The organism is Nonomuraea sp. B208 (assembly GCF_057536035.1).
In genome coordinates this window covers 890,039-914,670 of the sequence record NZ_BAAJOU010000010.1, presented here as the reverse complement: position 1 = coordinate 914,670, position 24,632 = coordinate 890,039, and the positions used below count along the sequence as shown (strand labels likewise).

At 73.1% G+C, this 24,632-nt stretch carries 24 protein-coding genes; 15 read left to right on the top strand and 9 right to left on the bottom strand.

Going from position 1 to position 24,632, the window contains the following annotated elements; translation table 11 throughout:
* Window positions 1-8: 8 nt before the first annotated feature.
* Window positions 9-740, bottom strand: coding sequence for a DoxX family protein (locus tag AC27IY_RS09580; protein ID WP_487177691.1), 732 nt, complete (start codon window positions 738-740; stop codon window positions 9-11).
* A gap of 35 nt (window positions 741-775) precedes the next feature.
* Window positions 776-2,305 (bottom strand): MFS transporter, encoded by a 1,530-nt coding sequence (locus AC27IY_RS09575; protein WP_423450973.1) that lies wholly within the window; start codon window positions 2,303-2,305, stop codon window positions 776-778.
* Between the two features lie 258 nt (window positions 2,306-2,563).
* On the opposite strand from AC27IY_RS09575, the gene AC27IY_RS09570 reads away from it, so the two are divergent.
* From AC27IY_RS09570 to AC27IY_RS09535, 8 genes are all read left to right on the top strand, one after another.
* The gene (locus tag AC27IY_RS09570) at window positions 2,564-4,294 is read left to right on the top strand and encodes a tetratricopeptide repeat protein (RefSeq protein WP_487177690.1); all 1,731 of its coding nucleotides are present in this window, start codon (window positions 2,564-2,566) and stop codon (window positions 4,292-4,294) included.
* Between the two features lie 15 nt (window positions 4,295-4,309).
* Window positions 4,310-5,224 carry a haloalkane dehalogenase gene (locus tag AC27IY_RS09565; protein WP_371251923.1) on the top strand — a complete coding sequence of 305 codons (915 nt, stop codon included), beginning with the start codon at window positions 4,310-4,312 and terminating at the stop codon, window positions 5,222-5,224.
* A 46-nt stretch (window positions 5,225-5,270) separates the two neighbouring features.
* Window positions 5,271-7,616 carry an AAA family ATPase gene (locus AC27IY_RS09560; RefSeq protein ID WP_423450976.1) on the top strand — a complete coding sequence of 782 codons (2,346 nt, stop codon included), beginning with the start codon at window positions 5,271-5,273 and terminating at the stop codon, window positions 7,614-7,616.
* A gap of 78 nt (window positions 7,617-7,694) precedes the next feature.
* On the top strand, window positions 7,695-8,681 hold the full coding sequence (locus AC27IY_RS09555; RefSeq protein WP_487177689.1) for an ABC transporter permease: 987 nt from the start codon (window positions 7,695-7,697) through the stop codon (window positions 8,679-8,681).
* Complete coding sequence (locus AC27IY_RS09550; RefSeq protein WP_487177688.1) at window positions 8,678-9,586, top strand: ABC transporter permease; 909 nt, start codon at window positions 8,678-8,680, stop codon at window positions 9,584-9,586. The genes AC27IY_RS09555 and AC27IY_RS09550 overlap by 4 nt, the downstream gene beginning before the upstream one ends.
* Window positions 9,583-11,760, top strand: coding sequence for a dipeptide ABC transporter ATP-binding protein (locus AC27IY_RS09545; RefSeq protein ID WP_487177687.1), 2,178 nt, complete (start codon window positions 9,583-9,585; stop codon window positions 11,758-11,760). The genes AC27IY_RS09550 and AC27IY_RS09545 overlap by 4 nt, the downstream gene beginning before the upstream one ends.
* 18 nt (window positions 11,761-11,778) lie before the next feature.
* On the top strand, window positions 11,779-13,473 hold the full coding sequence (locus AC27IY_RS09540; RefSeq protein ID WP_423450980.1) for an ABC transporter family substrate-binding protein: 1,695 nt from the start codon (window positions 11,779-11,781) through the stop codon (window positions 13,471-13,473).
* A 51-nt stretch (window positions 13,474-13,524) separates the two neighbouring features.
* Window positions 13,525-14,619: a DNA glycosylase AlkZ-like family protein gene (locus AC27IY_RS09535; protein WP_487177686.1), complete on the top strand. Its 1,095-nt coding sequence runs from the start codon at window positions 13,525-13,527 to the stop codon at window positions 14,617-14,619.
* Between the two features lie 7 nt (window positions 14,620-14,626).
* Here AC27IY_RS09535 and AC27IY_RS09530 read toward each other — a convergent pair whose 3' ends face one another.
* Window positions 14,627-14,881 (bottom strand): hypothetical protein, encoded by a 255-nt coding sequence (locus AC27IY_RS09530; RefSeq protein WP_344212755.1) that lies wholly within the window; start codon window positions 14,879-14,881, stop codon window positions 14,627-14,629.
* A gap of 154 nt (window positions 14,882-15,035) precedes the next feature.
* On the opposite strand from AC27IY_RS09530, the gene AC27IY_RS09525 reads away from it, so the two are divergent.
* From AC27IY_RS09525 to AC27IY_RS09515, 3 genes are all read left to right on the top strand, one after another.
* Complete coding sequence (locus AC27IY_RS09525; RefSeq protein WP_364443816.1) at window positions 15,036-15,485, top strand: hypothetical protein; 450 nt, start codon at window positions 15,036-15,038, stop codon at window positions 15,483-15,485.
* Between the two features lie 83 nt (window positions 15,486-15,568).
* On the top strand, window positions 15,569-16,012 hold the full coding sequence (locus AC27IY_RS09520; RefSeq protein WP_423478495.1) for a carboxymuconolactone decarboxylase family protein: 444 nt from the start codon (window positions 15,569-15,571) through the stop codon (window positions 16,010-16,012).
* Between the two features lie 186 nt (window positions 16,013-16,198).
* Window positions 16,199-16,378, top strand: a complete 180-nt coding sequence (locus tag AC27IY_RS09515) for a hypothetical protein (RefSeq protein WP_364443812.1) — start codon at window positions 16,199-16,201, stop codon at window positions 16,376-16,378.
* Window positions 16,379-16,380: 2 nt separating this feature from the next.
* Here AC27IY_RS09515 and AC27IY_RS09510 read toward each other — a convergent pair whose 3' ends face one another.
* Complete coding sequence (locus AC27IY_RS09510; RefSeq protein WP_423450983.1) at window positions 16,381-17,001, bottom strand: pyridoxamine 5'-phosphate oxidase family protein; 621 nt, start codon at window positions 16,999-17,001, stop codon at window positions 16,381-16,383.
* Window positions 16,949-17,554 carry a winged helix-turn-helix transcriptional regulator gene (locus AC27IY_RS09505; RefSeq protein WP_344212765.1) on the bottom strand — a complete coding sequence of 202 codons (606 nt, stop codon included), beginning with the start codon at window positions 17,552-17,554 and terminating at the stop codon, window positions 16,949-16,951. The genes AC27IY_RS09510 and AC27IY_RS09505 overlap by 53 nt, the downstream gene beginning before the upstream one ends.
* A gap of 56 nt (window positions 17,555-17,610) precedes the next feature.
* Here AC27IY_RS09505 and AC27IY_RS09500 point away from each other — a divergent pair, with 56 nt between their 5' ends.
* The gene (locus AC27IY_RS09500) at window positions 17,611-19,065 is read left to right on the top strand and encodes an MFS transporter (protein ID WP_487177685.1); all 1,455 of its coding nucleotides are present in this window, start codon (window positions 17,611-17,613) and stop codon (window positions 19,063-19,065) included.
* A gap of 43 nt (window positions 19,066-19,108) precedes the next feature.
* Here AC27IY_RS09500 and AC27IY_RS09495 read toward each other — a convergent pair whose 3' ends face one another.
* Both AC27IY_RS09495 and AC27IY_RS09490 read right to left on the bottom strand, forming a co-directional pair.
* Window positions 19,109-20,191 (bottom strand): PrsW family intramembrane metalloprotease, encoded by a 1,083-nt coding sequence (locus tag AC27IY_RS09495; protein ID WP_344212770.1) that lies wholly within the window; start codon window positions 20,189-20,191, stop codon window positions 19,109-19,111.
* A gap of 58 nt (window positions 20,192-20,249) precedes the next feature.
* Window positions 20,250-21,461 carry an amidohydrolase gene (locus tag AC27IY_RS09490; protein WP_344212772.1) on the bottom strand — a complete coding sequence of 404 codons (1,212 nt, stop codon included), beginning with the start codon at window positions 21,459-21,461 and terminating at the stop codon, window positions 20,250-20,252.
* A 37-nt stretch (window positions 21,462-21,498) separates the two neighbouring features.
* Here AC27IY_RS09490 and AC27IY_RS09485 point away from each other — a divergent pair, with 37 nt between their 5' ends.
* The 3 genes from AC27IY_RS09485 to AC27IY_RS09475 all read left to right on the top strand — a co-directional run bounded on the left by AC27IY_RS09485 (window position 21,499) and on the right by AC27IY_RS09475 (window position 23,385).
* A complete protein-coding gene (locus AC27IY_RS09485; RefSeq protein WP_487177684.1) occupies window positions 21,499-21,897 on the top strand; it encodes an ester cyclase in 399 nt (132 codons plus the stop codon).
* A gap of 29 nt (window positions 21,898-21,926) precedes the next feature.
* Entirely contained in the window at window positions 21,927-22,412 is a 486-nt protein-coding gene (locus AC27IY_RS09480; RefSeq protein ID WP_344212776.1) for a TIGR03618 family F420-dependent PPOX class oxidoreductase, read from the top strand.
* A gap of 151 nt (window positions 22,413-22,563) precedes the next feature.
* Window positions 22,564-23,385: a glycerophosphodiester phosphodiesterase gene (locus AC27IY_RS09475; protein WP_423478493.1), complete on the top strand. Its 822-nt coding sequence runs from the start codon at window positions 22,564-22,566 to the stop codon at window positions 23,383-23,385.
* A 5-nt stretch (window positions 23,386-23,390) separates the two neighbouring features.
* Here AC27IY_RS09475 and AC27IY_RS09470 read toward each other — a convergent pair whose 3' ends face one another.
* Complete coding sequence (locus AC27IY_RS09470) at window positions 23,391-23,840, bottom strand: MarR family winged helix-turn-helix transcriptional regulator (RefSeq protein WP_487177683.1); 450 nt, start codon at window positions 23,838-23,840, stop codon at window positions 23,391-23,393.
* On the bottom strand, window positions 23,827-24,570 hold the full coding sequence (locus AC27IY_RS09465) for an alpha/beta fold hydrolase (protein ID WP_487177682.1): 744 nt from the start codon (window positions 24,568-24,570) through the stop codon (window positions 23,827-23,829). The genes AC27IY_RS09470 and AC27IY_RS09465 overlap by 14 nt, the downstream gene beginning before the upstream one ends.
* Between the last annotated feature and the right edge of the window lie 62 nt (window positions 24,571-24,632).

Here is a 24,632-nt window from a genome sequence, read left to right as displayed (position 1 = left end):
CCCGGCCCTCACTCGTCGGACGTGCGCCTGCTCCGGGCGGCGGGCTTCTTGCGCCCGGCGACCAGCGTGTCGCCCGGGGCGGGGGCCCGCTCCTCGGTGCGCTTGGGAGCGGCGGCGCGCGGGCGCGGGTGCGGTGCGGTGTCCTCGGTGGCGGAGCGCCCAGCGGGCGGGTCGGCGGGCGGCGCCTCCTGCTGTGCTTCGGCGGGGGCAGGGGGCTCCCCGGCCTCCCCGGCCTCCCCGGCCGCGCCTGCCTCGCCGGCGGGCCGCGCCGGGGCGTCCGGGTCGCGGAAGGACGCGATGACCCGCTCGGCGTCGTGGTCGGCGGCGAACTCGTCGGCCGCCGCCGCCTCCCGCCGCCGGATCACCACCATGTGGTCGACCGACACCCGCCCGGCCCCCACCACGGCCAGCAGCAGTGACGCCGCGCCGAGCAGGACGATCTCGTTCACGGTGATCGGGTTGAGCGGCGGCGCGACGAGGAAGACCGCCAGCGCCTCGGCGAAGAGGAACAGTCCCGTGACGGAGACCGCCAGCCCGGCGATCAGCAGCGCCCCGCCGATGAGCTCGGCGAGCATCGTGACCGTGGCCCATGCCTGCGGCGCGGGCGCGCCCTGCTCCAGGAACTTGGAGCCGGTGAGCTTCAGGCCGTCCTCCAGCTTGGCCCATCCGTTGGCGAAGAAGATCCCGCCCACGCACAGGCGGGCGACTAAGGCCGCGACATCACGGGAGACCTGTTTCACGCTAGTTGACTGCCCGGTACGGGACATGGCACACCTCAAGGACGGCGGAGCAGCACGGCCACCGCGACGGCCGTCAGGCTCAGCAGGACGACGCTCACGACGACGGTCGTGTGCAGGGCGTTGACGAAGGCCCACCGGGCGGTGTCGAGCAGCGCCCGGCCCGCGCTGCCGCCCACCTGGTGGGCGACGTGCGCGGCCGAGGCCAGGGACTGGCGGGCCTCGTCCATGCGGGTCGCGGGGACCCCGGGCACGGCGGTCAGCGCGGGGGCGTAGGCGATGGCGGTGACGGTGCCGAGCACGGCGACGCCGAGGCCGGCGCCCAGCTCGTACGCGGTCTCCTCGATGGCCGCCGCCCCTCCCGCCCTGGACTCGGGGACCGCGGACATGATGGTGTCGGAGGCGGCCAGCAGCGCCACCTGCACCCCGAACCCGATGCCGACGAAGCAGACGGCCAGCATCACGGGGTGCCCTTCGACGCCCCAGCTCAGCGTGGGGGTGAGGGCCAGCGCGACCAGCCCGAGCCCGCCGCTCATCGTGGCCCGCAGGCCGAGGCGCGGCAGGATGTGGGCCGCCGCGAGCCCGCCGCAGATCGCCGACAGCACCAGCGGCAGCATGCGCACCGCCGCGCGCACCGGGCTGTCGCCGAGCACGAGCTGCAGGTACTGGGCGAGCATGAGCTGGAGCCCGACCAGCGCGAAGACGCCGAGCAGCACCCCGGTGACGCCGGTGGTGAACTCCCGCCGCCGGAACAGCCCGAGCTCCAGCAGCGGCACGGCCAGCCGCCGCTGCCGCCGGACGAAGGCGACGAGCAGCCCGGCGCCCGCCAGGAACACCAGCAGCGACGCCCACATCGGCATGAGGGTGCCCGAACCGGCCTCCTTGAGCCCGAAGGCCAGCGCGAGGAGGCCGACGACCGACAGCGCCGCGCCGGCGGCGTCCCAGGGGCGGTCCCTGCGTACGGGCGAGTCGGGCAGCAGGCGGACGGCGGCGGGCAGCAGCACGAGCAGGATCGGCACGTTGATCAGGAAGACCGCGCCCCACCAGAAGCCGACCAGCACCCCGCCGACGAGCGGCCCGACGGCGGCGCCGGCCGCGGCCACCGCGCTCCAGATGCCGAGCGCGACGGCCCGCTCGCGCCGGTCGGTGAAGACCTGGCGGATGAGCGAGAGCGTGGCCGGCATGATCATCGCGCCGCCGACGCCGAGCAGCGCCCTGGCCAGGATCAGCGTCAGCGGCGTCGGGGCGAACGCGGCCCCGGCCGAGGCCAGGCCGAACAGCACGAAACCGCACAGGACCAGGCGTTTGCGTCCGTACTTGTCGCCGAGCGTGCCGAACATGATGAGCAGCGGCGCGACGACGAGCGAGTAGACGTCGATGATCCACAGGAGCTGCACCGCGCTCGGTTCGAGCGCGGCGGTGAGCGCGGGCACCGCGATGTGCAGAACCGTCGCGTCCACCGTGATGAGCAGCAGCGCCAGGCAGAGCAGCGCCAGGACGGACCAGCGGCGCTCGCCCGGCCGGCTCGCGGACGTCTTGACGAGCGGTGCGGCCTGTGTGACGGTCATGGGCCTCCTTGCAGGCCGATCCGCTGACAGGGCCCGCACGCGCAGGTGGTCGGCCGCTCGCGCGCCACGGTCTCGCGCCCGCCCCTTCAGGACGGCGGCGCCCCGGCTCTTGCGCTCCGGCTTGCGTGGCAGCTTAGGCCATGGCACGCGCTTGTCATAGCGGTATCGCCTGATCCACGGTCTGGCGCACCTCTCTAGAGAGATACAGCCATATGTCGGTATCTATCCAACGTCGGCCCCCCAACCGATCATGGAGGGGTGGGGACCGATCCAAGTGGTAAGAACGATGACATTCAGGATAGGTCCTCACGCGAATGGTGCGACGAGGCGCTGACCAGGCTCAACACCGGCCGCCCCGAATCCGCGCTGGAGGCCGCCCGCCGCGCCGCCGACCTCGATCCCGGGGCCGAGTGGGCGTACCGGCTCGTCAGCCTCGCCCACGAGCGGCTGGGCCGCGACGCCGACGCGCTGCCCGCCGCCGAGCGGGCCGTGACGCTGGCGCCCGGCTCCTGGCTCGCCCGCCTGCGCCTGGCCGCCGTCCTGCGCCGCCGCCCCGGCCGCTGGCCGGACGCGGTCGAACACGCCGAGCAGGCCAGGAGGTTCGCGCCCGAGGAGGCCGACCCCGAGGTCCTGCTGGGCGACCTCGCGCTGCTGCGCGGCGACCACGCCGGCGCGATGCGCCGCTACCGCGCGGCGCTGGCCGTCGCCCCCGCCCATCCGCAGGCCAGGGTGAACCTGGCGCTGGCGCTGCTGCGCTGGGAACGGCCTCGCCCGCACCACGATCCGGCCTGGCCCGTGGACCCGCGCGACACCGGCAGGGCCAGGCGGGCGCTGGAGGTCTGGTCGCGGCAGGCCAGGCTGCTGGTCGCCGTGGCCACCGTCGCCATCGCGGCGGCGGCGCTCGCCTTCGACTGGGGGACGCGGGCGCGGCTCGCCGGGTTCGCGGTGCTCGCGCTGCTGGTGCCGCTCACGGTGCGGCAGGCGCGGCGGGTCCGGGTCTGGTCGTACGTGCCCGCCATGTTCGGACGGGACCCGTGGCTCGGCGCGGGCGTGGTGGCCGCCGTGGTGTCGGTGCCGGCCTTCGCCGCCTGGCTGGTGCTCGGGACGGCGCCCGCCGTGCCCCGCGCGCTCGACCCGGTCTGGGCCGGGCTGGCGGGCGTCGTCGTGCTCGGCTGGCCGGCGCTCGCCGGCGTGCGGGCGATGGCGGAGTCCTGGCGCGGCCGGCCGCTGCGCGCTCTGGAGCAGGCGCTGCTCGCCGGCCCCGACCGCACGGCGCGGCGCGACGTCGGGGTCACGCTCTGGATCGTGCTCGTCAGGACGTGGTCGGTGCTGGTGCCGGTGGTGGGTGGGGCGCTCGTGGTGGAGCCGCGGGCGGCCGTGGCGGCGCTGGCGGTGCCGTACCCGGTGGTGCGCGGCTGCCTGCGCGCCCGCCGCGCGGACGACCGGTGGCTCCTGGCCGCGACGCTGCTGGTCGTGCTGGCCGCCGCCGCGTGCGCGGCCGGCGGGCTGCTGGGCTCGGCGTGGGCCTGGCGGATCGGGCTGGGGGCGCTCGCGGCGGCGGTGGCGGTGTTCGCGGCGCGGGCCGCGCGGGCCTGGTGGCGGGGCGGTCCGGGGCCGTGGCGGGCCGCGCTGGTCATGTGCGACCTGCCCATGGGATCAGGCCCGTCGGCCGCACTGACCGCCGAGGCGCGCCGGACCATCTCCTACGCCCGCGACGTCGTCCTGTCCTACGGCGACGGCCGCGGCCCACGGGTCGCCGGCGCGGCCGCCTCCGTCACCTCCACCGGCGAGCTGCGCCTGATCGCCGGGACCGAGGCGTGGGAGGCGATCGAGGCCGATCCGCGCGTGGCGGTGTTCGCCGCCGACCCGCTCCAGCGGCGGTTCTGGGTGGAGGTGCGCGGCGTCGCGCTCGCCGACGCCGACGTGCTGCGGGTGACGCCCAAGCAGGTGTCGGTGGGCGAGTTCCCTGGGCGGCACCAGCGCCGGTGACTAGAGTTTTGTTCTATGCGGATCCTGCGTACTCCCGACGAGCGCTTCGCCGGACTGCCCGACTTCCCCTACGAGCCCCGCTACGCCGAGGTGGGCGACGGCCTGCGGATGGCGTACGTGGAGGCCGGGCCGGCCGGCGGCGAGCCGGTCGTGCTGCTGCACGGCGAGCCGAGCTGGTCCTTCCTCTACCGCCACGTCATGACCGAGCTGGCCGCGGCCGGGCTGCGCGCGATCGCGCCCGACCTGATCGGCTTCGGCCGCTCCGACAAGCCCGCCGACCTCGCCGACCACACCTACGCCAGGCACGTCGAATGGACCAGGGCCCTGCTGCTCGACGCGCTCGGCCTGCGCGGCATGACCGTGGTCGGCCAGGACTGGGGCGGCCTCATCGGGCTGCGGATCGCCGCCGAGCACCCCGAGCGGGTGGCCCGGATCGTGGCCGCCAACACGGGGTTGCCGACGGGTGACATTCCCATGCCCGAGGTCTGGCACCGGTTCCGCGCGTCCGTGCTCAACGCCCCGGCGCTCGACATCGCCCGGTTCGTCCAGGCCGGATGCAGGACGCCGCTGCCGCCCGAGGTGCGGGCCGCGTACGACGCGCCGTTCCCCGACGAGACGTACAAGGCGGGCCCGCGGGCCATGCCCGGCCTCGTGCCCACCTCCCCCGACGACCCCGCCGCGCCCGCCAACCGCGCAGCCTGGCGGGTTCTCACCACGCTGGAGCGGCCGTTCCTGGTGGCCTTCTCCGACGGGGACCCGATCACCGGCGGCATGCGGCCGATCCTGCTCAAGTCGATGGCAGGGGCCTCCGGCCTGGAGCATCCCGTGATCAAGGGCGCCGGGCACTTCCTCCAGGAGGACGCCGGCGCCGAGCTCGGCCGGCAGATCGCCGCTTTCGTGACCTCGGCACAGCGTGTCAGAAACGCCTAATCGTCCGTCCAGTGCGGTATAACCGGGGGCGGACCGGGGAGGCGTGATGCGTGAGTCCGGCAGGGCCCAGGCCGCGGGGCGGGCCGCAGCGCGGGATCTGTTCGAACAGGTGCGGGAGCGCTACTTCCGGATCCCCCCTGGGGTGCGGCGGGTGCTCTACGTGGTCGTGCTCGTCGCGACGATGGGAGTGGGCGCGGCGCTCGGCTGGGACCTGCTGAGCACCTTCCCCCTCGTCCTGCTGGCGCTCGCCTTCATCGCGCTCACCATGCGCTTCCCCCGCGCCGCCGCCACCACGCTGGTGGTGGTGTGCTGGATGGCGCTCGCGCTGCAGGCGTTCGCGCGGCTCTACCCCGCGGGCTCGTTCGCGGTGCACCTGATGGTCGCACTGGCCCTGCCGGTCGCCGGCGCCGCGCACCTCATCCGCTGGGTGACACCGTGGGTGACCACCCTGACGGCGCTGCTGCCCGCCGGCCTGCTCGCCGCGGCCCTGTCCCCCGTCTCCGCCACCGTCTCGGTCTGGGTCGGCTACGCCGCCGCGCTCGCCGTCCTCGTCCAGCGCCTCCTGCTGGCCCGCCGGACCAAGGCCGAGAACGCCGTCGAGGAGCAGGTCAGGGTCAGGGCCCGCGAGGGCCGCCCCGAGACCGCCCAGGACAAAGCGGGCGGACCGCCCCAGATCTCCGTCGAGGACGCCCTCGCCGAGCTGGAGAGCATGATCGGGCTCGCCCCGGTCAAGGAGCAGGTGCGCTCGATCGCCGCCTCCATCGAGGCGTCCCGGCTGCGGGCCGAGGCGGGCTACGCCAGCGAGCGGCCCACCCGCCACTTCGTCTTCGTCGGCCCGCCCGGCACCGGCAAGACCTCGGTGGCCCGCGCGCTCGCCAAGATCTTCTACGCGTTCGGCCTGCTGGAGACCCCCTACGTGGTCGAGGCGCAGCGCGCCGACCTGGTGGGCGAGTTCCTGGGCGCGACCGCGATCAAGACCAACGAGCTGGTCGACCGGGCGCTCGGCGGGGTGCTGTTCATCGACGAGGCGTACGGGCTGGTCAACTCCTCCGACGGCCAGCCCGACCGGTTCGGCGCCGAGGCCGTGCAGACCCTGCTCAAGCGGGCCGAGGACGACCGCGACCGGGTGATCATCATCCTGGCCGGCTACGAGCAGGAGATGAGCGGCTTCCTGTCCAGCAACCCCGGCCTGGCCAGCCGCTTCGCCACCCGCGTGCGCTTCCCCGGCTACTCCCCGCAGGAGCTCGTCGAGGTCACCGAGCTGCTCCAGCGGCGGCGGGGCGACCAGATGAGCCCCGACACCCGGCGCGTCCTGCTCGGCCTGTACGACGACGTGCACCGCCGCGGCCTGGTCGACGAGCTGGGCAACGCCCGCTTCGCCCGCAGCCTGGTCGAGGCCGCCGCGCAGGCCCGCGACGTACGCGTGGTGGGCGCGGGCGGCACGCCGACCACCGCCGACCTCGTGACGACCACCACGGCCGACGTCACCAAGGCGTTCGACGACCTCACCGCCCGTTTCCGCGGCTACGCCGCCACGCCCACGCTGGAGGAGGCGCTCGCCGACCTCGACCGCATGGCGGGCCTGGCCCCGGTCAAGCGGCAGGTGCACGCCATCGCCGCGCAGCTCCAGGTGGCCCGCATGCGGCAGGAGCGCGGGCTGCCGACGCCGCAGCAGATGCGCCACTTCGTCTTCGTGGGGCCGCCCGGCACCGGCAAGACCACGGTCGCCCGGGTGCTCGGCCGCGTCTTCGCCGCGCTCGGCCTGCTGGCCAGGCCCGACGTGGTCGAGGCGCACCGCGCCGACCTGGTCGGCCAGCACCTCGGCGCCACCGCGATCAAGACCAACGAGCTGATCGACCGGGCGCTCGGCGGCGTGCTGTTCATCGACGAGGCCTACAGCCTGGTCAACCCCGGCTACCAGGGCGGCGACGCCTTCGGCGCCGAGGCCGTGCAGACGCTGCTCAAGCGGGCCGAGGACGACCGCGACCGGCTCGTGGTCGTGCTGGCCGGCTACGAGCGCGAGATGGACGGCTTCCTCGCCACCAACCCCGGCCTGGCCAGCCGGTTCAACCAGCGCGTGGCCTTCCCCAGCTACTCCCCCGCCGAGCTGAGCGAGATCGCGGTCCTGCTCGCGTCCAAGGCGGGCGACACCTTCGACGAGGGCGCGCTGCGCAACCTCGACGAGGTCTTCACCTGGGTCTGCGCGGAGCGGCTGATCGACGGCCTCGGCAACGGCCGCTTCGCCCGCTCGCTGTTCGAGCGCGCCGCGATGCGCCGGGACGTACGCCTGGCCGCGCAGGCCGGGGCCGGCTCGGCGGCCAGCGCGGCCGAGCTGACCACGATCACGAGCGAGGACGTCGCCGCCGCCGTGGACGAACTTTCCGGCCGCTGACTTCTTCCTGCTGCGTGCGCCCACCCGTCGCATGGTGTAGCTATATGACTGCGTAGCGTGCTCGGCGGAGGGAGGGCGATGGCCGGGTTCCTGGTCCGCAGGCTGCTCGGCTACACCGTGCTCGTCGTGGTGGCCGCCAGCCTCTCCTATCTGCTGGCCGCCGTCGCCCTCGACCCGCGCTCCAACTACGCCGACCGCACGCCCAAGCCGCCGCCCGCCGTGGTCGACGCGCAGCTCGCCGCGCTCAACCTCAACGACAAGGTCCCGCTGCTGCAGCGCTACGCCACCTGGGCGGGCGGGGTGGTCCGGGGCGACTTCGGCAGGACGATCACCGGTTCGCCGGTCGGCGACGATCTCAGGCGGCGCATGGGCGTGACGTTCCGGCTGGTGATCCTGGGGGTGTTCTGCGGCAGCCTGATCGGCGTGCTGGCCGGGGCGCTCGCCGCGGTCCGGCAGTACGGCTGGTTCGACCGGCTCTCCACCGGCCTGTCGTTCGTGGTGCTCGCGGTGCCGGTGGTCGTGGTGGCCAACATGCTGACCCTGCTGGCGTCCTGGGCCAACGGGCGGGTGTTCGGCCACCAGGTGCTGCTGGTCAGCGGCGAGTACACCGACGGGCTGACCGCCGGGTTCTGGGGCCAGGCCGTCGACCGGGTGCAGCACCTCGTCCTGCCGACGATCTCGCTGTCCGTCGGGCTCGCCGCCGTCTTCAGCCGCTACCAGCGCAACATGATGCTCGACGTGCTCGGCGCCGACTACGTGCGCACCGCCGTGGCCAAGGGGCTGAGCCGGCGCAAGGCGCTGGTCCGGCACGCGCTGCGCACGGCGCTGATCCCGGTGGCGACCTACTTCGCGTTCACGTTCGGGGCGCTGCTGACCGGGGCCACGTTCACCGAGAAGATCTTCGGCTGGCACGGGCTGGGCGAGCAGCTCATCAACTCGATCTTCAGCAACGACGTCAACACCGTCGCCGCCATCTCGCTGCTCGCGGGCGTCGCGGTGCTGTGCGCCTCGCTCGCCGCCGACCTGCTGCACGCGGCGCTCGATCCGAGGGTGCGGTCCGCATGACGCTGTCGCAGGAGGAGCTGGCCGAGGAGCTGAGCGACGGCGCGGCCGCGCGCGTCCCTTCCCGGATGCGGGTGGTGGCCGGGCGGTTCTTCCGCTCCCCGCAGGGGGTCGCGGGCTTCGCGGTGCTGGCGGCGATGTTCCTGCTGGCCTTCGCCGGGCCGCTGGTCAGCCGGTGGAGCTACACCGACAAGGACTTCACCGCGTTCCTGCAGCCGCCCTCCCCCGACCACTGGTTCGGAACGCTCCAGACGGGCGCCGACGTCTTCGCCCTCACCCTGCGCGGCATGCAGAAGTCGCTGGTCGTGGGCCTGCTGGCGGCGCTGGTCTCCACGGCGCTCGCGGCCCTCGTCGGCGCGTTCGCCGGCTACTTCCTGGGCTGGACCGACCGCGTGCTGAGCTGGACCACCGACCTGCTGCTCGTGCTGCCCGCCTTCCTGGTGCTGGCGATCATGTCACCGCTGTTCGGGGCCGGGCAGTGGGTGTTGTTCGTGGTCATGCTGGCGCTGTTCCTGTGGATGGTGACCTCCAAGGTCGTCAGGGGGATGACGATCTCGCTCAAGGAGCGGGAGTTCATCCAGGCCGCCCGCTACATGGGGGTGCCGCCGGTGCGCATCGTCTTCCGGCACGTGATCCCCAACCTGTCGTCGCTGCTCGTCGTGGACGCCACGCTCAACGTCAGCGCGGCCATCCTGACCGAGACGTCGCTGTCCTACTTCGGGTTCGGCATCCAGCCGCCCGACGTGTCGTTCGGCACGCTGATCGCCGACGGGTCGAGGACGGCCATGTACGCGCCGTGGACGTTCTGGTTCGTGGCCGGGCTGCTGGTGGTGACGGTGCTCGCGGTCAACCTCGTCGGCGACGCGCTGCGCGACGCGTTCGACCCGGCGGCGAAGAGGGCGCGATGAGACCACCGGTCCTGGAGGTCACCGACCTCGGCGTCACCTTCGGCGGGGTGCCGGCCGTGCGCGGCGTCGGCTACGCGGTGCTGCCCGGCGAGGTGCTGGCCATCGTCGGCGAGTCGGGGTCGGGCAAGTCCGTCACCTCGGCGGCCGTCATGGGCCTGCTGCCGCCGGGGGCGCGCGTCACCGGGTCGGTGCGGCTGCACGGCAAGGAGCTGATCGGCGCGCCCGCCCGCGAGCTCGACGCGCTGCGCGGCCGGACGATCTCGATGGTGTTCCAGGACCCGCTGTCGGCGCTCACGCCGGTCTACCGGGTGGGCGACCAGATCGCCGAGGCCGTGCGCGTACACCAGCGCGTGAGCAGGGAGAACGCCCTGGTCAAGGCGGTGGAGCTGCTGGAGCTGGTCGGCATCCCGCGCCCGGCCGAGCGGGCGCTCGCCTTCCCGCACGAGTTCTCCGGCGGCATGCGGCAGCGCGTGATGATCGCGATGGCCATCGCCAACGACCCCGACGTGATCATCTGCGACGAGCCGACCACCGCGCTCGACGTCACCGTGCAGGCGCAGGTGCTGGAGGTGCTGAAGACGGCGCAGCGCAAGACCGGCGCGGCGATCATCATGATCACGCACGACCTGGGGGTGGTGGCCGGCTTCGCCGACCGGGTGCTCGTCATGTACGCCGGCCGCCCCGTCGAGGTCGGCGGCGTCGACGACGTCTACTACCGGCCGCGCATGCCCTACACCGTGGGGCTGCTGGGCTCGGTGCCGCGCATCGACCGCCACGGCGGGCGGCTGACGCCGATCGAGGGCAGCCCGCCCTCCCCCGGCGCACTGCCGCCCGGCTGCCCGTTCGCGCCGCGGTGCCCGCTGCACGTGGCCGCCTGCGACGAGCGCGAGCCTCCGCTGTACGAGGTGGGCGAGGGGCATCGGGCGGCGTGCATCCGCTGGGAGGAAGTCCGCCCCGCCGGCCTCGCCGACCCGATCGGCCCCGCCGACGCCGCAGTTCCCGCAGGCCTCGCCGATACCAGCCCCGCTGTCCTCGCTGACACCGCCGGCTCCACTGTCCTCGCCAGTCTCGCCGACCCCAGCGACGCCGCCGGTTCCGGTGCAGCCGGTGCGGGCGCCGTAGCCAGGGCGGTCGGCGTCGAGCGGGCGGAAGGGGCGCGGGCGCGGCATCGGCGGACGGTGCTGGAGGTCAGCGGTCTGGTCAAGGACTACCCGCTGGTCAAGGGCGCGGTGTTCCGGCGGCGGGTGGGCACCGTGCACGCGGTCGCCGGGGTCGGCTTCGACATCCGCGAGGGTGAGACGCTGGCCCTGGTCGGCGAGTCCGGCAGCGGCAAGACCACGACGCTCACCCAGATCCTGGAGCTGGCCGCCCCGCAGGCCGGCCGCATCGTCGTGCTCGGCCGCGACACCTCCCGGCTCGGCCGGGCCGAGCGCACCGCGATCCGGCGCGACCTGCAGGTGGTCTTCCAGGACCCGCTGGCCTCGCTCGACCCGCGCATGACCGTCCACGACATCGTCGCCGAGCCGCTGCGCACGCACGGGCACCGGCGGCCGGGGCGGCGGGTGGCCGAGCTGCTGGCGTTGGTCGGCCTGGATCCCGAGCACGCCGCCCGCTACCCGCAGGACTTCTCCGGCGGTCAGCGGCAGCGCGTCGGCATCGCGCGGGCGCTGGCGCTGGAGCCCCGGCTGCTGGTGCTGGACGAGCCGGTCTCGGCGCTGGACGTGTCGATCCAGGCCGGCGTGATCAACCTGCTGGGCGCGTTGCGGGCCAGGCTCGGGCTGTCCTACCTGTTCGTGGCGCACGACCTGGCCGTGGTGCGGCATCTCGCCGACCGCGTGGCGGTCATGTACCTCGGCAGGATCGCCGAGATCGGCCGGGTCGACGCCGTCTACGACACCCCGATGCATCCGTACACCCAGGCCCTGCTGTCAGCGATCCCGCTGCCCGACCCGGCGCGCGAGCGTTCCCGGCGGCGGATCCTGCTGGAGGGCGACCTGCCGAGCCCGGCCGACCCTCCGACGGGCTGCCGCTTCCGCACCAGGTGCCCCAAGTTCCGCGGCGAGCTCACCGACGAAGAGCGCGGGCTCTGCGTCCAGGTGGAGCCCGATGTGCGGACGCTGGGCGAGGACCACGGCGCGGCCTGCCATTACGCCGAGAGGCGTGTCGTCGTATAGACCAGGAGGAACCGCTCGATGAAAGCAGCACGTCTCGTCCTCGCCCTGGCCGTGGCCGCGCCGCTGGCCCTGACGGGCTGCGGGGGCCGCTCCGGCGGCGGCGCGGGAGGCGCCGGAGGCCGGGGCGACGACCGTACGATCAGGGCGTTCGACATCAACCCGCGCCCGCGCGACCAGGTCAAGGACGGCGGCACGCTCCGGTGGGGCATCAACGAGCTGCCCGCGCAGTGGAACCGCAACCACGTCGACGGCAACCTGGCGGTGGCGGCGTCGGTCAGCAACGCGCTGCTGCCCGCGCCGTTCTACTCCGACGAGAAGGCGGAGATCACGCCCGACCGCGACTACGTGCTGGAAGCCGAGGTCACGGCGCGGCGGCCGCGGCAGGTCGTCACCTACACGCTCAACCCGAAGGCCCATTGGTCCGACGGCAAGCCGATCACCTGGGCCGACTACCAGGCCCAGTGGCGGGCGCTCAACGGCAAGGACCCCGCCTACCGCATCGCCTCCGCGACCGGCTACCAGGACATCGAGAAGGTGGCGCGGGGCAAGGACGACCACGAGGTGGTGGTGACGTTCGCGCGGCCGTTCGGCGACTGGCAGTCGTTGTTCGGGCCGCTGCTGCCGGCCGCCACCAACTCCTCGGCGGAGGCGTTCAACACCGGGTGGCTCAACAGGATCCCGGTGACGGCGGGGCCGTTCAAGTTCGGCGGGTTCGACCAGACGGCCAAGACGGTCACGCTGGTGCGGGACGACGCGTGGTGGGGCGACCGGGCCAAGCTCGACAGGATCATCTACCGGGCGGCCGAGCAGGACTCGCTGATCGGCGCGTTCAGCAACGGCGAGCTCGACATCATCGACGTGGGCCCGTCCGCGCCCGACTACGCGCGGGCCAGGGCCACCTCGGGCGCCCAGGTACGGCAGGCGGCCGGCCCCGACTTCCGGCACTTCACCTTCAACGGCTCCAGCGAGCTGCTGCGCGACCGCAACGTGCGCCTGGCCGTTCAGCTCGGCATCAACCGGCAGGCCATCGCGCAGTCCGACCTCCAGGGCCTCGACTGGCCGATCGCGCTGCTCGACAACCACTTCTTCATGAACACCCAGGAGGGCTACCAGGACAACGCCGGCGAGCACGGGGCCTACAACCCCGCGCGGGCGCGGCAGCTCCTGGACGCGGCCGGCTGGCGGCTCGACGGCGCGGTGCGGAAGAAGAACGGCAAGCCGCTGGAGCTGCGCTTCGTCGTGCCGTCCGGGGTGCAGATCAGCAAGCAGGAGGGGGAGCTGGCGCAGAGCATGCTCGCCCAGATCGGGGTGAAGCTCACCATCCGGTCGGTGCCCAGCGGCGACTTCTTCACCAGCTACGTCATCCCCGGCAACTTCGACATCACGCCGTTCTCCTACATCGGCACGCCGTACCCCGTCTCCAGCAGCTTCGGCATCTACGCGAACGCGCCCGACGGCAAGACGTGGAACGCCAACTTCGGCCGCACCGGGTCGGCGGCCATCGACGAGGCCATGAGCCGGGCCGCGCAGAGCCTGGACCCGGCCGAGGGGCGCTCGCTCGCCAACGCCGCCGACCGGCTGCTGTGGCAGGAGGTCAACGTCCTGCCCCTCTACCAGCGGCCTCAGAACGTGGCCGTGAAGGAGACGCTGGCCAACGTGGGCGCGCGCGGCTTCTACGACCTGCACTACGAGAACATCGGCTTCACCGCCTGAGCCCGTGATCCGGCCGGCGGGAATGTCGGCCGGATCCGGTAGAAAGGGCGGATGACGATTCGGGTGAGCTGGGGGCAGATCCTCGCCTGGCGGCTGCGCAGGCAGTTCGTGAGCGGCGCCGACGGCGGCGACGCCGTGAGCGTCGCCAGGCGGCTCTGCGGCGTGCAGGCGCAGGTGGCCTCGTCCGCGGAGCTGGCGGTGGCGGTCCGCCAGGCCGAGCCGGAGCGCGGGGAGGTGGCCCGCGCCCTGTGGTCCGAGCGCACCCTGGTCAAGACCTGGCTCATGCGGGGCGGCACGCTGCACCTGGTGCCCGCCGACGAGCTGGCCTCCTACTGCGCGGCGCTCGCGACGCTGCGGTTCTGGGAGAAGGGCTCGTGGCAGCGCGGCCACGGGGTGACGGCCGACGAGATCGCCCTGATCATTGAGGCGGTTCCCGAGGCGCTGAAGGGCGACCCGCTGACCCGGGAGGAGCTGGTCGACGCCGTGGTGACGGTGACCGGCCGGACCCGGCTGCGCGAGGCGCTGGCGTCCGGCTGGGGCGCGCTGCTCAAGCCGCTCAGCCGCCTGGGCGAGCTGTGCTACGGCCCGCCGCGCGAGGGCCGGGTGACCTTCACCACCCCCGCGGGCTGGGTGCCGGGCTGGCCGGGCGAGCTGCCGCCGTACGAGGAGGCGGGCGTGCGGGTGGCGCGCGCCTACCTGGGCGCGCACGGTCCGGCGACGCCGGAGATGTTCGACGGGTGGCTGTTCGGCGGGACGGCGCGCAAGGCGGTGCTGAAGGGCTGGTTCCGCGCGCTCGCGCCCGAGCTGACCGAGGTCGAGACCGACGACGGGCTCAGGCTGCTCACGCTGTCGGAGCACGTGGACGAGCTGGCCGCCGGCCGCCCGTCCACGGCCGTGCACCTGCTGCCGGGCTTCGACCAGTACATCCTGGGCGCGCCGCGCACGCTCGCCCCGCTCATCCCGCCGGAGCTCAAGGCCAGGGTGAGCCGCCAGGCGGGCTGGATCTCCCCCGTCGTCGTGCACGAGGGGCGGGTCGCGGGCGTGTGGGAGCACCGGGACGGCGACGTGGCGCTCGACCTGGCCGTACCGGTGCCGGCGGAGCCGCTGGCGGAGGCCGTCGCGCGGCTCCGTCCCCTGCTGGCCTAGCCGTGGCTCAGGTGGTGGCGCTGCCCGCCATCACCCGGTCGACGATGCCGTCGCTGCCCTCCTGGCGGGCGCAGTGCGCGCAGCAGTACCAATGCTCGCCCGACTGGACGCCGTGCCCGATGACCTTGGTGCCGCAGTGCTCGCAGATCGGCGCCATGGCCTCGATCGCGCACTGGAAGCAGTCGAAGGTGTGCACCGCGCCCTGCGCGTGCACCTCGAACGCCATGTCGTAGTCGTTGCCGCAGGTCTCGCAGATGGCCATGGTGATCCCCTCGGTAGTCGATCCGCCGGGGGGGATACCCGGATCCTGTGCGCACCTTTCCCAAGAAACCGCCATATTCCGGCTCCGTTTGCCATCACGGTCAAGAGCCAGTAAAGATCGTCGCCGACCCTGTTTCCCCCTCGAAGGGATGATCGTGCTCGCACGTACCGTTCTCGCGGCCGCTCTGGCCACCGCCGGGCTCGCCGCGCTTCCTTCCTCCGCCTACGCCGCCACGGCGGCGCACACGCCGGAGCGCATCTGCGGCTCCGGCTTCCACCGTGTCGACGACGGCCACCGCGCGATGAAGACGCGCGGCGGAGCCGTTTTCGGGCACGTCTACCTGATGTACAACAAGCGCAGCGGCCAGAACTGCGTCGCCGCGATCAAGACCGCGTTCCGGGGCGTCCGCTCCGTCACCGGGGCCTATCTGGAGGTGCGCGGCGGCGGCAAATCGGAGGACGCGCAGAAATACCGCTACTACGCCGAGACCGGGCACCTGGCCGGGAGCTGGAAGTGCGTACGCTACGCCGGCTGGACCCGCGACCCGGACAACCGCGTCGAGGCGTGGGGCGGCCGCCAGAGCTGGGGCAACTGCAAGGGCTGAGATTTCCCGGCCCGAGGTTGTCACATCGCGGCGGCCTGCCCCGTCCAGTACCCGTAAGCGCGAAACACCTACGGGAGGCTGCCATGAGCCAGCGGATCAACATCGTCAAGCACGTGCCCGCCATCTACCACCACCTCATCGAGGTGGAGAAGATCCTGCACGGGAGCGAGCTGCCCACCGCCACCCTGGAGCTGGTGAAGCTGCGGGTCAGCCAGATCAACGGCTGCGCCTACTGCGTGGACATGCACAGCCGTGACATGAAGAAGGCCGGCGAGAGCGACGAGCGCATGTGGATGGTGGCCGCCTGGCGCGAGGCCACGGTGTTCACCCCGGCCGAGCGGGCCGCGCTGGCGCTCGCGGAGGAGGCCACCCGGCTGCCCGACCGGGAGGCCGTGCCGGACGCGGTGTGGGAGCAGGCTCGCGAGCACTACGACGACAAGCAGCTCGCGCTGCTGATCGCGGCCATCGCGATGATCAACGCCTGGAACCGGGTCGGCGTGACCTCCCGGCTCACGCCCGGCGCCTGACCGGAACCGGGCTGGAGCCACTCTGGAGCCGGGCCGCCGAACCGGCGGCCCGGTTCCGGCTCCGGCTCCGCGAGCCAAGGCCGGCTGCCGCCGCGCTGACCGGGTCCTTTTGCCTGCTTCTTACACCGAACTTACGGGGGTATCGATAGATAACATCAGTAACGAAAACATCACGGGGGGCTTACGATGAAGAGGCTTGTGGTGGTGCCGCCACACATCGCCAGGCACAAGGTCCGCGACATCCGTTCGGCAGACCGCCGCAAGCCCCCCGCAGATCCCAAGGCAGATCCCAAGGTCGTCGACCTGCGCGCCTACACCGGCCGCAACGTCCTCCGCTTCCCCGGCGGCCCGGCGCCCGCCGCCTGACGCTAGGAGGCGTACAGCTTCTTGGCGTAGGTCGCGCCGTAGTATGTCTCCAGCTCCTCCAGCGACTCCTCCACCTTCTGCACGTCCTTGGTGATCCGCGCGTGCGAGGGCAGGTCGTCGCCCCAGGTCTCGGGCTTCCAGAGCGACGAGCGCAGGAACGCCTTCGCGCAGTGGAAGAAGATCTGCTCGATCTCGACGACGATCGCCAGGTGCGGGCGGTGGCCCTTCACGACCAGCTCGTCGAAGAACGGAGCCTCGCGGACGAGCCGGGCACGGCCGTTGATCCGCAGGGTCTCGTTGCGGCCGGGGATCAGGAAGATCAGTCCGACGTGCGGGTTGCGCAGGATGTTGATGAAGCCGTCGGCGCGGCGGTTGCCGGGCCGGTCGGGGATGGCGATCGTGGCGTCGTCGAGCACGTGGACGAACCCGGCCGGGTCGCCCTTGGGCGAGACGTCGCACGCGCCGTGCTCGTCGGAGGTGGCGATCAGGCAGAACGGCGAGGCGGCCAGCCACTGGCGGTCGCGCTCGTGCAGCCGCACCCGCTCCTTGGTCGCCGCCCTCGGCATGACCTCACCGAGCAGCTCGCGCAGCTCGGCCTCGGACCCGATTTCCGCCCAGCTCATGTGATCTCCCTTCAGGGGTTTCCCCCATCTTGTCAGGGATCGGGGCGAGCATCCTGTGCGGTGACCGAAGGGCGAGACTGACCAGGTCAGTACGCTTGTCGTCCCGCAGCCCCGGCCCTGGCCGCACCTCGACCTCCTCCAGCGGCACGCTCCGGCCGCACGTCCCGCAGACCGAGTAGGGATCCAGGAGTGAGCCGCAGGTGACGTGGGCGTACAGCCGCCGGGGACCGTTCGCGGTCAGGTGACGGTCGCCCCACTGGGCGAGGGCCAGCACCGGCACCCACAGCTCGCGGCCCATGGGGGTCAGGACGTACTCGTCGCGGGGCGGCGCGTCCTGGTAGCGGCGCCGTTCGAGCACGCCGGCCTCGACGAGCGCGCTCAGCCGCTGGGACAGCACCGCCTTGGGGATGTCGAGGTGAGCCTGGAAGTCGGCGAAGCGGCGCACGCCGCACATCGCGTCACGGACCACGAGCAGCGTCCAGCGTTCGCCGAGCACCTCCAGGGTCTTGGCGAAGGAGCAGTCCTGACCGTCGTAGTTCTTGCCGAGCGCCATGCACCCCATGTTAGTTCATTCACCGAACCGTGATACCGTCCGGCACTATGAGTTCATTGACCGAACCGACTCAGGTCGTGCGGCGCGGAACCCTGGCCGTGGCCTCCGCCGCGCCGCTGCTGGTGCTGTCCAACTTCACGCTGCCGATGGTGACGCTGCCGGAGATGGCGCGGGACCTCCACGCCGGGCCCACCGGGCCGGTGTGGATGCTCGGCTCGATCGCGCTCGGGCTGTCGTCGCTGCTGCTGGTCTCCGGCGGGCTGGCCGACGACCACGGCCGCAGGCGGGTGCTCGTCGCGGGCTCGCTCGTGCTGGCCGCCGCTAGCGCCGTGGCCGCGGCGGCCCCGTCGGTGGCCGTGTTCGTGGCCGCCCGGCTCGTCCAGGGCGGGGCGAGCGCCGCGATGCTGGCCGCGAGCCTCGGCATCGTCGGGCACGCCTACCCGCCGGGGCCCGGGCGGGTGCGCGCCACCGGCAGGTACGGCGCCATGATGGGCCTCGGCACCCTGCTCGGCCCGCTGCTGTCCGGCGCGCTCGCCGCGCTGACCGGCTGGCGTACGGTCTACGCGCTGATGGCGGCCTCGGCCACGGCGCTGGCGATCGCCGCGGCCCGCCGGCTGGAGGAGTCGCGCTCGCCGGCGCGGCGCCGCTTCGACGTGCCCGGCGTGGTGCTGCTCACCCTGGGCGTGGCGGCGCTGGTCGCGGGGGTGACCGAGGGCCGGGCCGGCTGGACGCGGCCCGTGGTGCCGGGCGCCTTCGTGCTGGCGGCGGTGCTGCTGGCGGCGTTCGTGGCGGTGGAGCGGCGGCGGGAGGAGCCGCTGCTGGACCTGGCGCTGTTCCGGCGGCCCGCGTTCCTGCTGAGCACGGGGTCGGCGATGGTCGTGGGGGCCGCGATCGTGGGGCTGCTCAACTACCTGCCCACCGTGCTGCAGGTCGCGCACGGGCTGACGGCGCTGGACACGGCGCTGCTGTTCGCGGTCTGGTCGGGGCTGTCGTTCGCGGGCTCGCTGCTGACCCGGCACGTCCGGCTGAGCTCGGCCGCGCGGCTGGCGCTGGGGCTCGCGCTGACGGCGGCCGGGTTCGCCGCGCTGCTCGGCGTGGGCGCGGCGCTGTCGCTGCCGCTGGTCGTGGCGGGGCTGACGGTGAGCGGCGCCGGGTCCGGCCTGATCAACTCCGCGATCACCCACCTGGCCGTCGAGAGCGTGCCGGCGCACCAGGTGAGCATGGGGTCGGGGGCCAACAACACCGCCCGGTATGTCGGCTCGTCCCTCGGGGCGGCGGGCGTGGCGGCGGTCGTCGGGGCGCTGGGGCCGGCGCGCGGCGCGGACGTGGCGATCGGCGCCTGCGTCGTGCTCACCGCCGTGACGGCCCTCGCCGTCTGGTCAGCCGCCCGGTCATCGAGCCGGTCGTCGAGCCGGTCGTCAGGCCAGTCGCCCAGCCGGGCGGCTGGACGGGCGGCTGCACGGTCGGCTGCACAGGCGGCTGCGCGGTCGGCTGCTGGGCCGGCCGCCTGATCGCTCCGGCACCGGCGCCGGTCCTATCACCAGCGCCGCCCGATCACCAGCGCCGCGCCTGGGCCATGACCCCCAGGTAGGCGTCCCGCTCCACCGCGAACCTGACCGGGTCCAGCTCCCTCCGCTCGGCCCGCAGATGGAGGATGGTCAGCTCGGTCGCGGCCTGCTGGTAGTCGCTCATGGCCCGGCCGAGGCCCGCCCGCCTGGCCCACTTGCGGGCCGCCTTGCGCGCGGGGAGCGTGGTGAGCATGCGGACGTCGGCGTCGGAGATCAGCCCGGTGTGCTGGTAGATCGGCAGGTAGAGAGCCATCTTGCCGACGAGGTGACGGCGCTCGTTCACGGTCACGACGACCAGCGTGACGAGCGTCGCCATGATCACCAGGTAGGCGCCGCCCAGCCAGGTGAGCGAGCCCGTGCTGGCCGCGCCGTTCCACAGCGCGTGCAGGAAGACCGCGCCGAGATAGCCCAGCGGGATCATGGCGTACCTGAAGGTCGTGCGGCGGGTGATCGCGTAGGCGACGCCGAGCCCGATCAGCGAGGTGTAGATCGGATGGCCGAGCGGGTCGATCAGCCCCCGCACCACGAAGAGCTGGATCGCCGCCCCCGGCCCGTCCGCGCCGAACGCGAGCAGGTAGTAGCCGACGTTCTCCACGGCGGCGAAGCCGAGGCCGGCCATGGAGGCGTACACGATGCCGTCGGTCAGGTTGTCGATCTCCTGGCGGCGGCGCAGGAGCAGCAGCAGGGCCGCGCCTTTGAGCGCCTCCTCGATCACGGGGGCGAGGTAGACGGTGCCGATGCTCTCGGCGACCGCGGAGCCGTAGCCGGTCTTCACCCACTCCTGGCCGACGAAGGTCAGGGCGATGCCGAGGACGATCGCCACCCCCGCGCCCCACGCGAACGCGAAGGCGAGGTGCAGCTTCGGCTCCGGCTCCAGCCGGTCGAGGGAGAGGACCGCGGCGAGCAGCACCGGCAGGGGCGCGAACGCGAGCAGCATGGACAGCCCGAACCCGACGGGACCGCCCGCGACCAGCATGACCGCCAGCGTGATGAGCGCGAGGAGCCCGGAGACGACCAGACCGAGCAGCAAAGCCTTGCTGGGGCGCTGCGCGAGCGTCGGTGCAGTCATGGTGGTGCCTCTCTTCCCTTCGGTCCGCCCACTATGCGCCCCCCGCATCGACAAGCGCTTAACGGCTGCTTGATTCCCGGTAGTACGGGTCCGCCACCGAAGCCTCACCGTCCGTGTACGAATACACCTCCTTGCCGGAGATGAACACCCGCAGCGCCCGGCTCATCACGTCCAGGGGGTCCCCGGACCAGATCACCACGTCGCCGTCGAGCCCCGGGCGCAGCGCGCCGACCCGGTCGGCGAGCCCCATGATGCGGGCCGGGTTGACGGTGATCGAGCGCAGCGCCTCGGCCGCGTCGAGCCCTTCCTTCACCGCGAGCGTGGCCTGGTGGACGAGGAAGTGGATCGGCACCACGGGATGGTCGGTGGTGATCGCCAGCTCGACGCCGGCCCGCGCGAGCACGCCGGGGTTGCGCAGCGAGCGCTGACGCAGCTCGACCTTCGACCGGCTGGTGAACAGCGGCCCGATGATCACCGGCACGTTCCGCTCGGCCAGGACGTCGGCGAGCAGGTGCCCCTCGGTGCCGTGGTTGATGATCAGCCGGTAGCCGAACTCGTCGGCCAGGCGCAGCGCGGTGGCGATGTCGTCGGCCCGGTGCGTGTGCTGGCACCAGGGCAGCTCGCCGTCGAGCACGCGGACGAGGACCTCCATCGTGCCGTCGCGGTCGAACGGCTTGTCCTCGCGGGCCGCCGCGTCCTTCCTGGCGCGGTAGTCCTGGGCCTTCATGAACGCGTCGCGGATCACCGCGGCGACGCCCTGACGGGTGGAGGGCAGCTTCTTCTGGTCGCCGTAGACGCGCTTGGGGTTCTCGCCGAGCGCGCTCTTGACGCTCGCCGGCTCCTTGATCAGCATCTCGTCGACGGACCTGCCCCAGCACTTGACGGCGACGGTCTGGCCGCCGATCGGGTTGCCGGAGCCTGGCTTGATCACCGCGGTGGTGACGCCGCCGGACAGGGCGTCGGCGAAGGCCAGGTCCGCGGGGTTGATCGCGTCGAGCGCGCGCAGCCGGGCGCCGTTGGGGTCGGTCATCTCGTTGGTGTCGCTGCCGGCCCACCCCTCGGCCTCCTCGTGCACGCCGAGGTGGCCGTGGGCCTCGACGAACCCGGGCAGCACCCACGCGCCCGCGGCGTCCACGATCGTGGCGTCCTCGGGGATCCGGACGTCCGCGCCGACCTCGGCGATCTTCCCGTTCGTGATGAGCACGGTGCCGCCGTCGATGGGGTCGCCGTCGACAGGCACGACATATCCGCTGGTAATTGCAAGGTTCACGACTCGTAACTTATCGGTATGGGGGTAGGGGCCCCGCATGATCGCCGAACTGTACCGACGATGGCTGCTCGACATGTGGAACGGCGACTTCGGGCTCGTCCACGACCTGGTCACCCCCGGCTTCGTCGGGCACTGGCCCGGCATGGACGTCCACGGCCCCGACGGGCTGGCCGAGGCGCTGCGGCAGGGGCACGCGCCGTTCGAGGACGTCACGCTCACGCTCGACGTGGGGCCGATCGTGGACGGGGACCAGGTCGCCGCGCGGTGGACGTTCGCCGGGACGTACCGGGGCGGCCTGCCCGGCGCGACCGCCGAGCCGGGCACCAGGATCGCCTTCAGCGGACACGACCTCCTGCGGGCCGAGGACGGCAGGTTCGCCGAATACTGGGTGATCTCCGATGCCCAGACGTTGAACCGCCAGCTAGGGATAGGGTGATACCTCCGCAATCCGGACGGGGGTGGCAGGTGTCGGAGCAGTACGCGCCGGGCGCGGACCCGGCGTTCCGCCCGCTCGCCGACGACGAGCTGTCGGCGCTGCTCGCCCGGCAGCGCTTCGGCGCGCTGGCCACCGGCGACGCGGGCGGCCGCCCCCAGCTGTCCACCGTGCTGTACCGCTGGGACGCCGAGCAGCGCGTCGTCCGCATCTCGTCCCTCGCCGACCGCGCCAAGGTGCGCCGGCTCCACCGGGACCCGCGCTGCGCGCTGTACGTCGCCAGCGACGGCTTCGACGCGTACGCGGTGGCCGAGGGCTCGGCGGAGCTGTCACCGGTCACCAGCGAGCCGGGGGACGAGGTGGGCAGGGAACTGCTCGCCATGCAGGCGGGGCTGGCCGACCCGGCGGACGAGGGAGCGTTCCTGCGCCGGATGGTCGCCGACCGGCGGCTGGTGATCCGGATCAGGGCGGCGCGCCTGTACGGGACGGCACTCGGCTCCGCATCCGCGACCCTTTGAACGAACGGTGACGACACCTTCTGCCGGTGTGAGCTTTGTGGCGTGTCGGATGCTCATCACCTGGGCATCTGTGGTCTACTCTGCACTCAACCTGTAGTCACCCTCACTTGTCACCGTCGGTTCATCGGCCTCTCCCCGACGGAGGAGACCCATGTTCCGACACCTCGTCCTCACCCTCGCCCTGACGTTCGCCGCCACCCCCGCCTGGGCCCAGACCTCGACCACGAGCCCCATTGACGTCGCGCACCGGGGCGCGTCCGCGTACGCCCCCGAGAACACCATCGCCGCCTTCCATCTGGCCGACGACCTGGGCGCGGACCTGTTCGAGCTCGACGTCCAGGAGACCAAGGACCACGAGCTGGTCCTGATGCACGACACCACCCTGTCCCGCACCACCGACGTGGAGGACGTCTATCCCGACCTGTCGCCGTGGCGGGTCGGCGACCTGACGCTCGCCCAGATCCGCCGCCTCGACGCCGGCTCCTGGGCCGGATCCCGGTACGCGGGCGAGCCGGTGCCCACGCTCGGCGACGCGCTGGACGCGATGGCCGGCTCCGGCATGGGCCTCCTCCTGGAGGTCAAGTCCCCGGCGCTCTACCCGGGCATCGAGCGACGCATCGCCGACGAGCTCCGCCGGCACCCCGCCTGGCAGGCACCGGGCCTGCTGGTGGTGCAGTCGTTCGACTGGCAGTCCATGCGGACCCTCCACGGTCATCTGCCGCAGGTGCCGATCGGGCTCCTCGGCACGCCGCCGGCCGCCGAGCTGCCGCGGCTGGCCAGGTTCGCCGACCTCATCAACCCGCCGCACACCGCGCTCACGGCCGCGTACGTCCAGCGCGTCCACGCCCTCGGCATGCGTACGCTGGCCTGGACCGTGGACAGCCCGAGCGCCATGCGCCGCCTGCTGGACCAAGGCGTGGACGGCATCATCACCAACCGCCCCGACGTGCTGCGCGAGCTCCTGGACTCCTGACCCGATCAGAGGCGGCGGGCGAGCGCCTGCCCCGCGGGCAGGTCGCCGACGAAGGCCCGCAGGAAGCCGAGGACCGGCTCCAGGTCGCGGCCCTCGGCGGCGGCGTCGATGGACCGGTAGAGCTCCTCCTCGACCTCCGCGATCCGCCGCCCCAGCCGGGCCCCCTCCTCGGTCAGGGACAGCTCGACGGCGCGGCGGTCGTACGGCGGCACGTCCCGCCTGACCAGGCCGACCGTGACCAGCCGGTCGGCGAGCCGGCTCGGGCTGTTGCCGCTCTCGCAGACCAGCAGCTCGCCGAGGCCGTTGAGGCTGAGCGGGCCGTGTTCGCCCAGGACGCGGATGACCTCGGCCTGGGAGGGCGTCACCCCGAGCGGCCGCAGGGCCTGGGCGAGCAGCCGGTTGCCCTCCCTCTGCGCGGCCAGGATCAGGTAGCGCAGCTCCTCAGCGGCCCGCATGCGCCACCTCGCCGACCCTGGCCAGGAACTGCTCGACCGCCCGCGCGTACGTCACCGGATGCGTGAACCGGAACATGTGCCCGGTGCGCTCCAGCACCACCTCGCGGGCGCCGGGGATGCCGGTCCGCATGATCCCGGCCGCCTCCGGGCCGATCAGCTCGTCGTGGGACGGCGTGATGATCAGCGTGGCCGCCTCCACCCGGCCGAGCCGGGCGGTGTAGTCGGCGGCGAGCGCCGCCGTCACCCGCGCCCCGAACGACGCCGCCGGCGTGTTGTCGAGGAAGAGCCGCCGGCTGTCGGCCGCGCTCCAGGGCACCTGCCCCTCCCCGTCGTGCGGCGAGGACAGCCGCCGGGCGTGCGCCCGCAGCACGACCTGCCGGTACAGCCCGCCCCGCAGCCTGCCCATGACCCGCATCGCCCCCTTCCAGAGCGGCGACGACACGGGATCGGCGGCGAACCCGCCCGACATCACCAGGCCCCGCAGCCCGGCCGGGCGGCGTACGGCGAGGGCGAGCGCGACGTTCGCCCCGAACGAGTCGCCGACCAGCACGTAGTCGTCCAGGTCCGCGACCTGCGCCGCGAGGTGGTCGGCGTAGACCTCCATGTCGTCCACCCCTTCGGGCAGCCGGTACGTGCGCAGCGGCCGGTGCGCCAGCGGAGCGAGCCGCCCGAGCTCCCACGGAGCACCCGAGAAGCAGGGGACGAAGACCAGTGTGGGTTCATGTGCCATACCTAATTAATGACACAACATATATGTCGTGTCAACTATCGGGGAGAACGAAGGCCGACGCC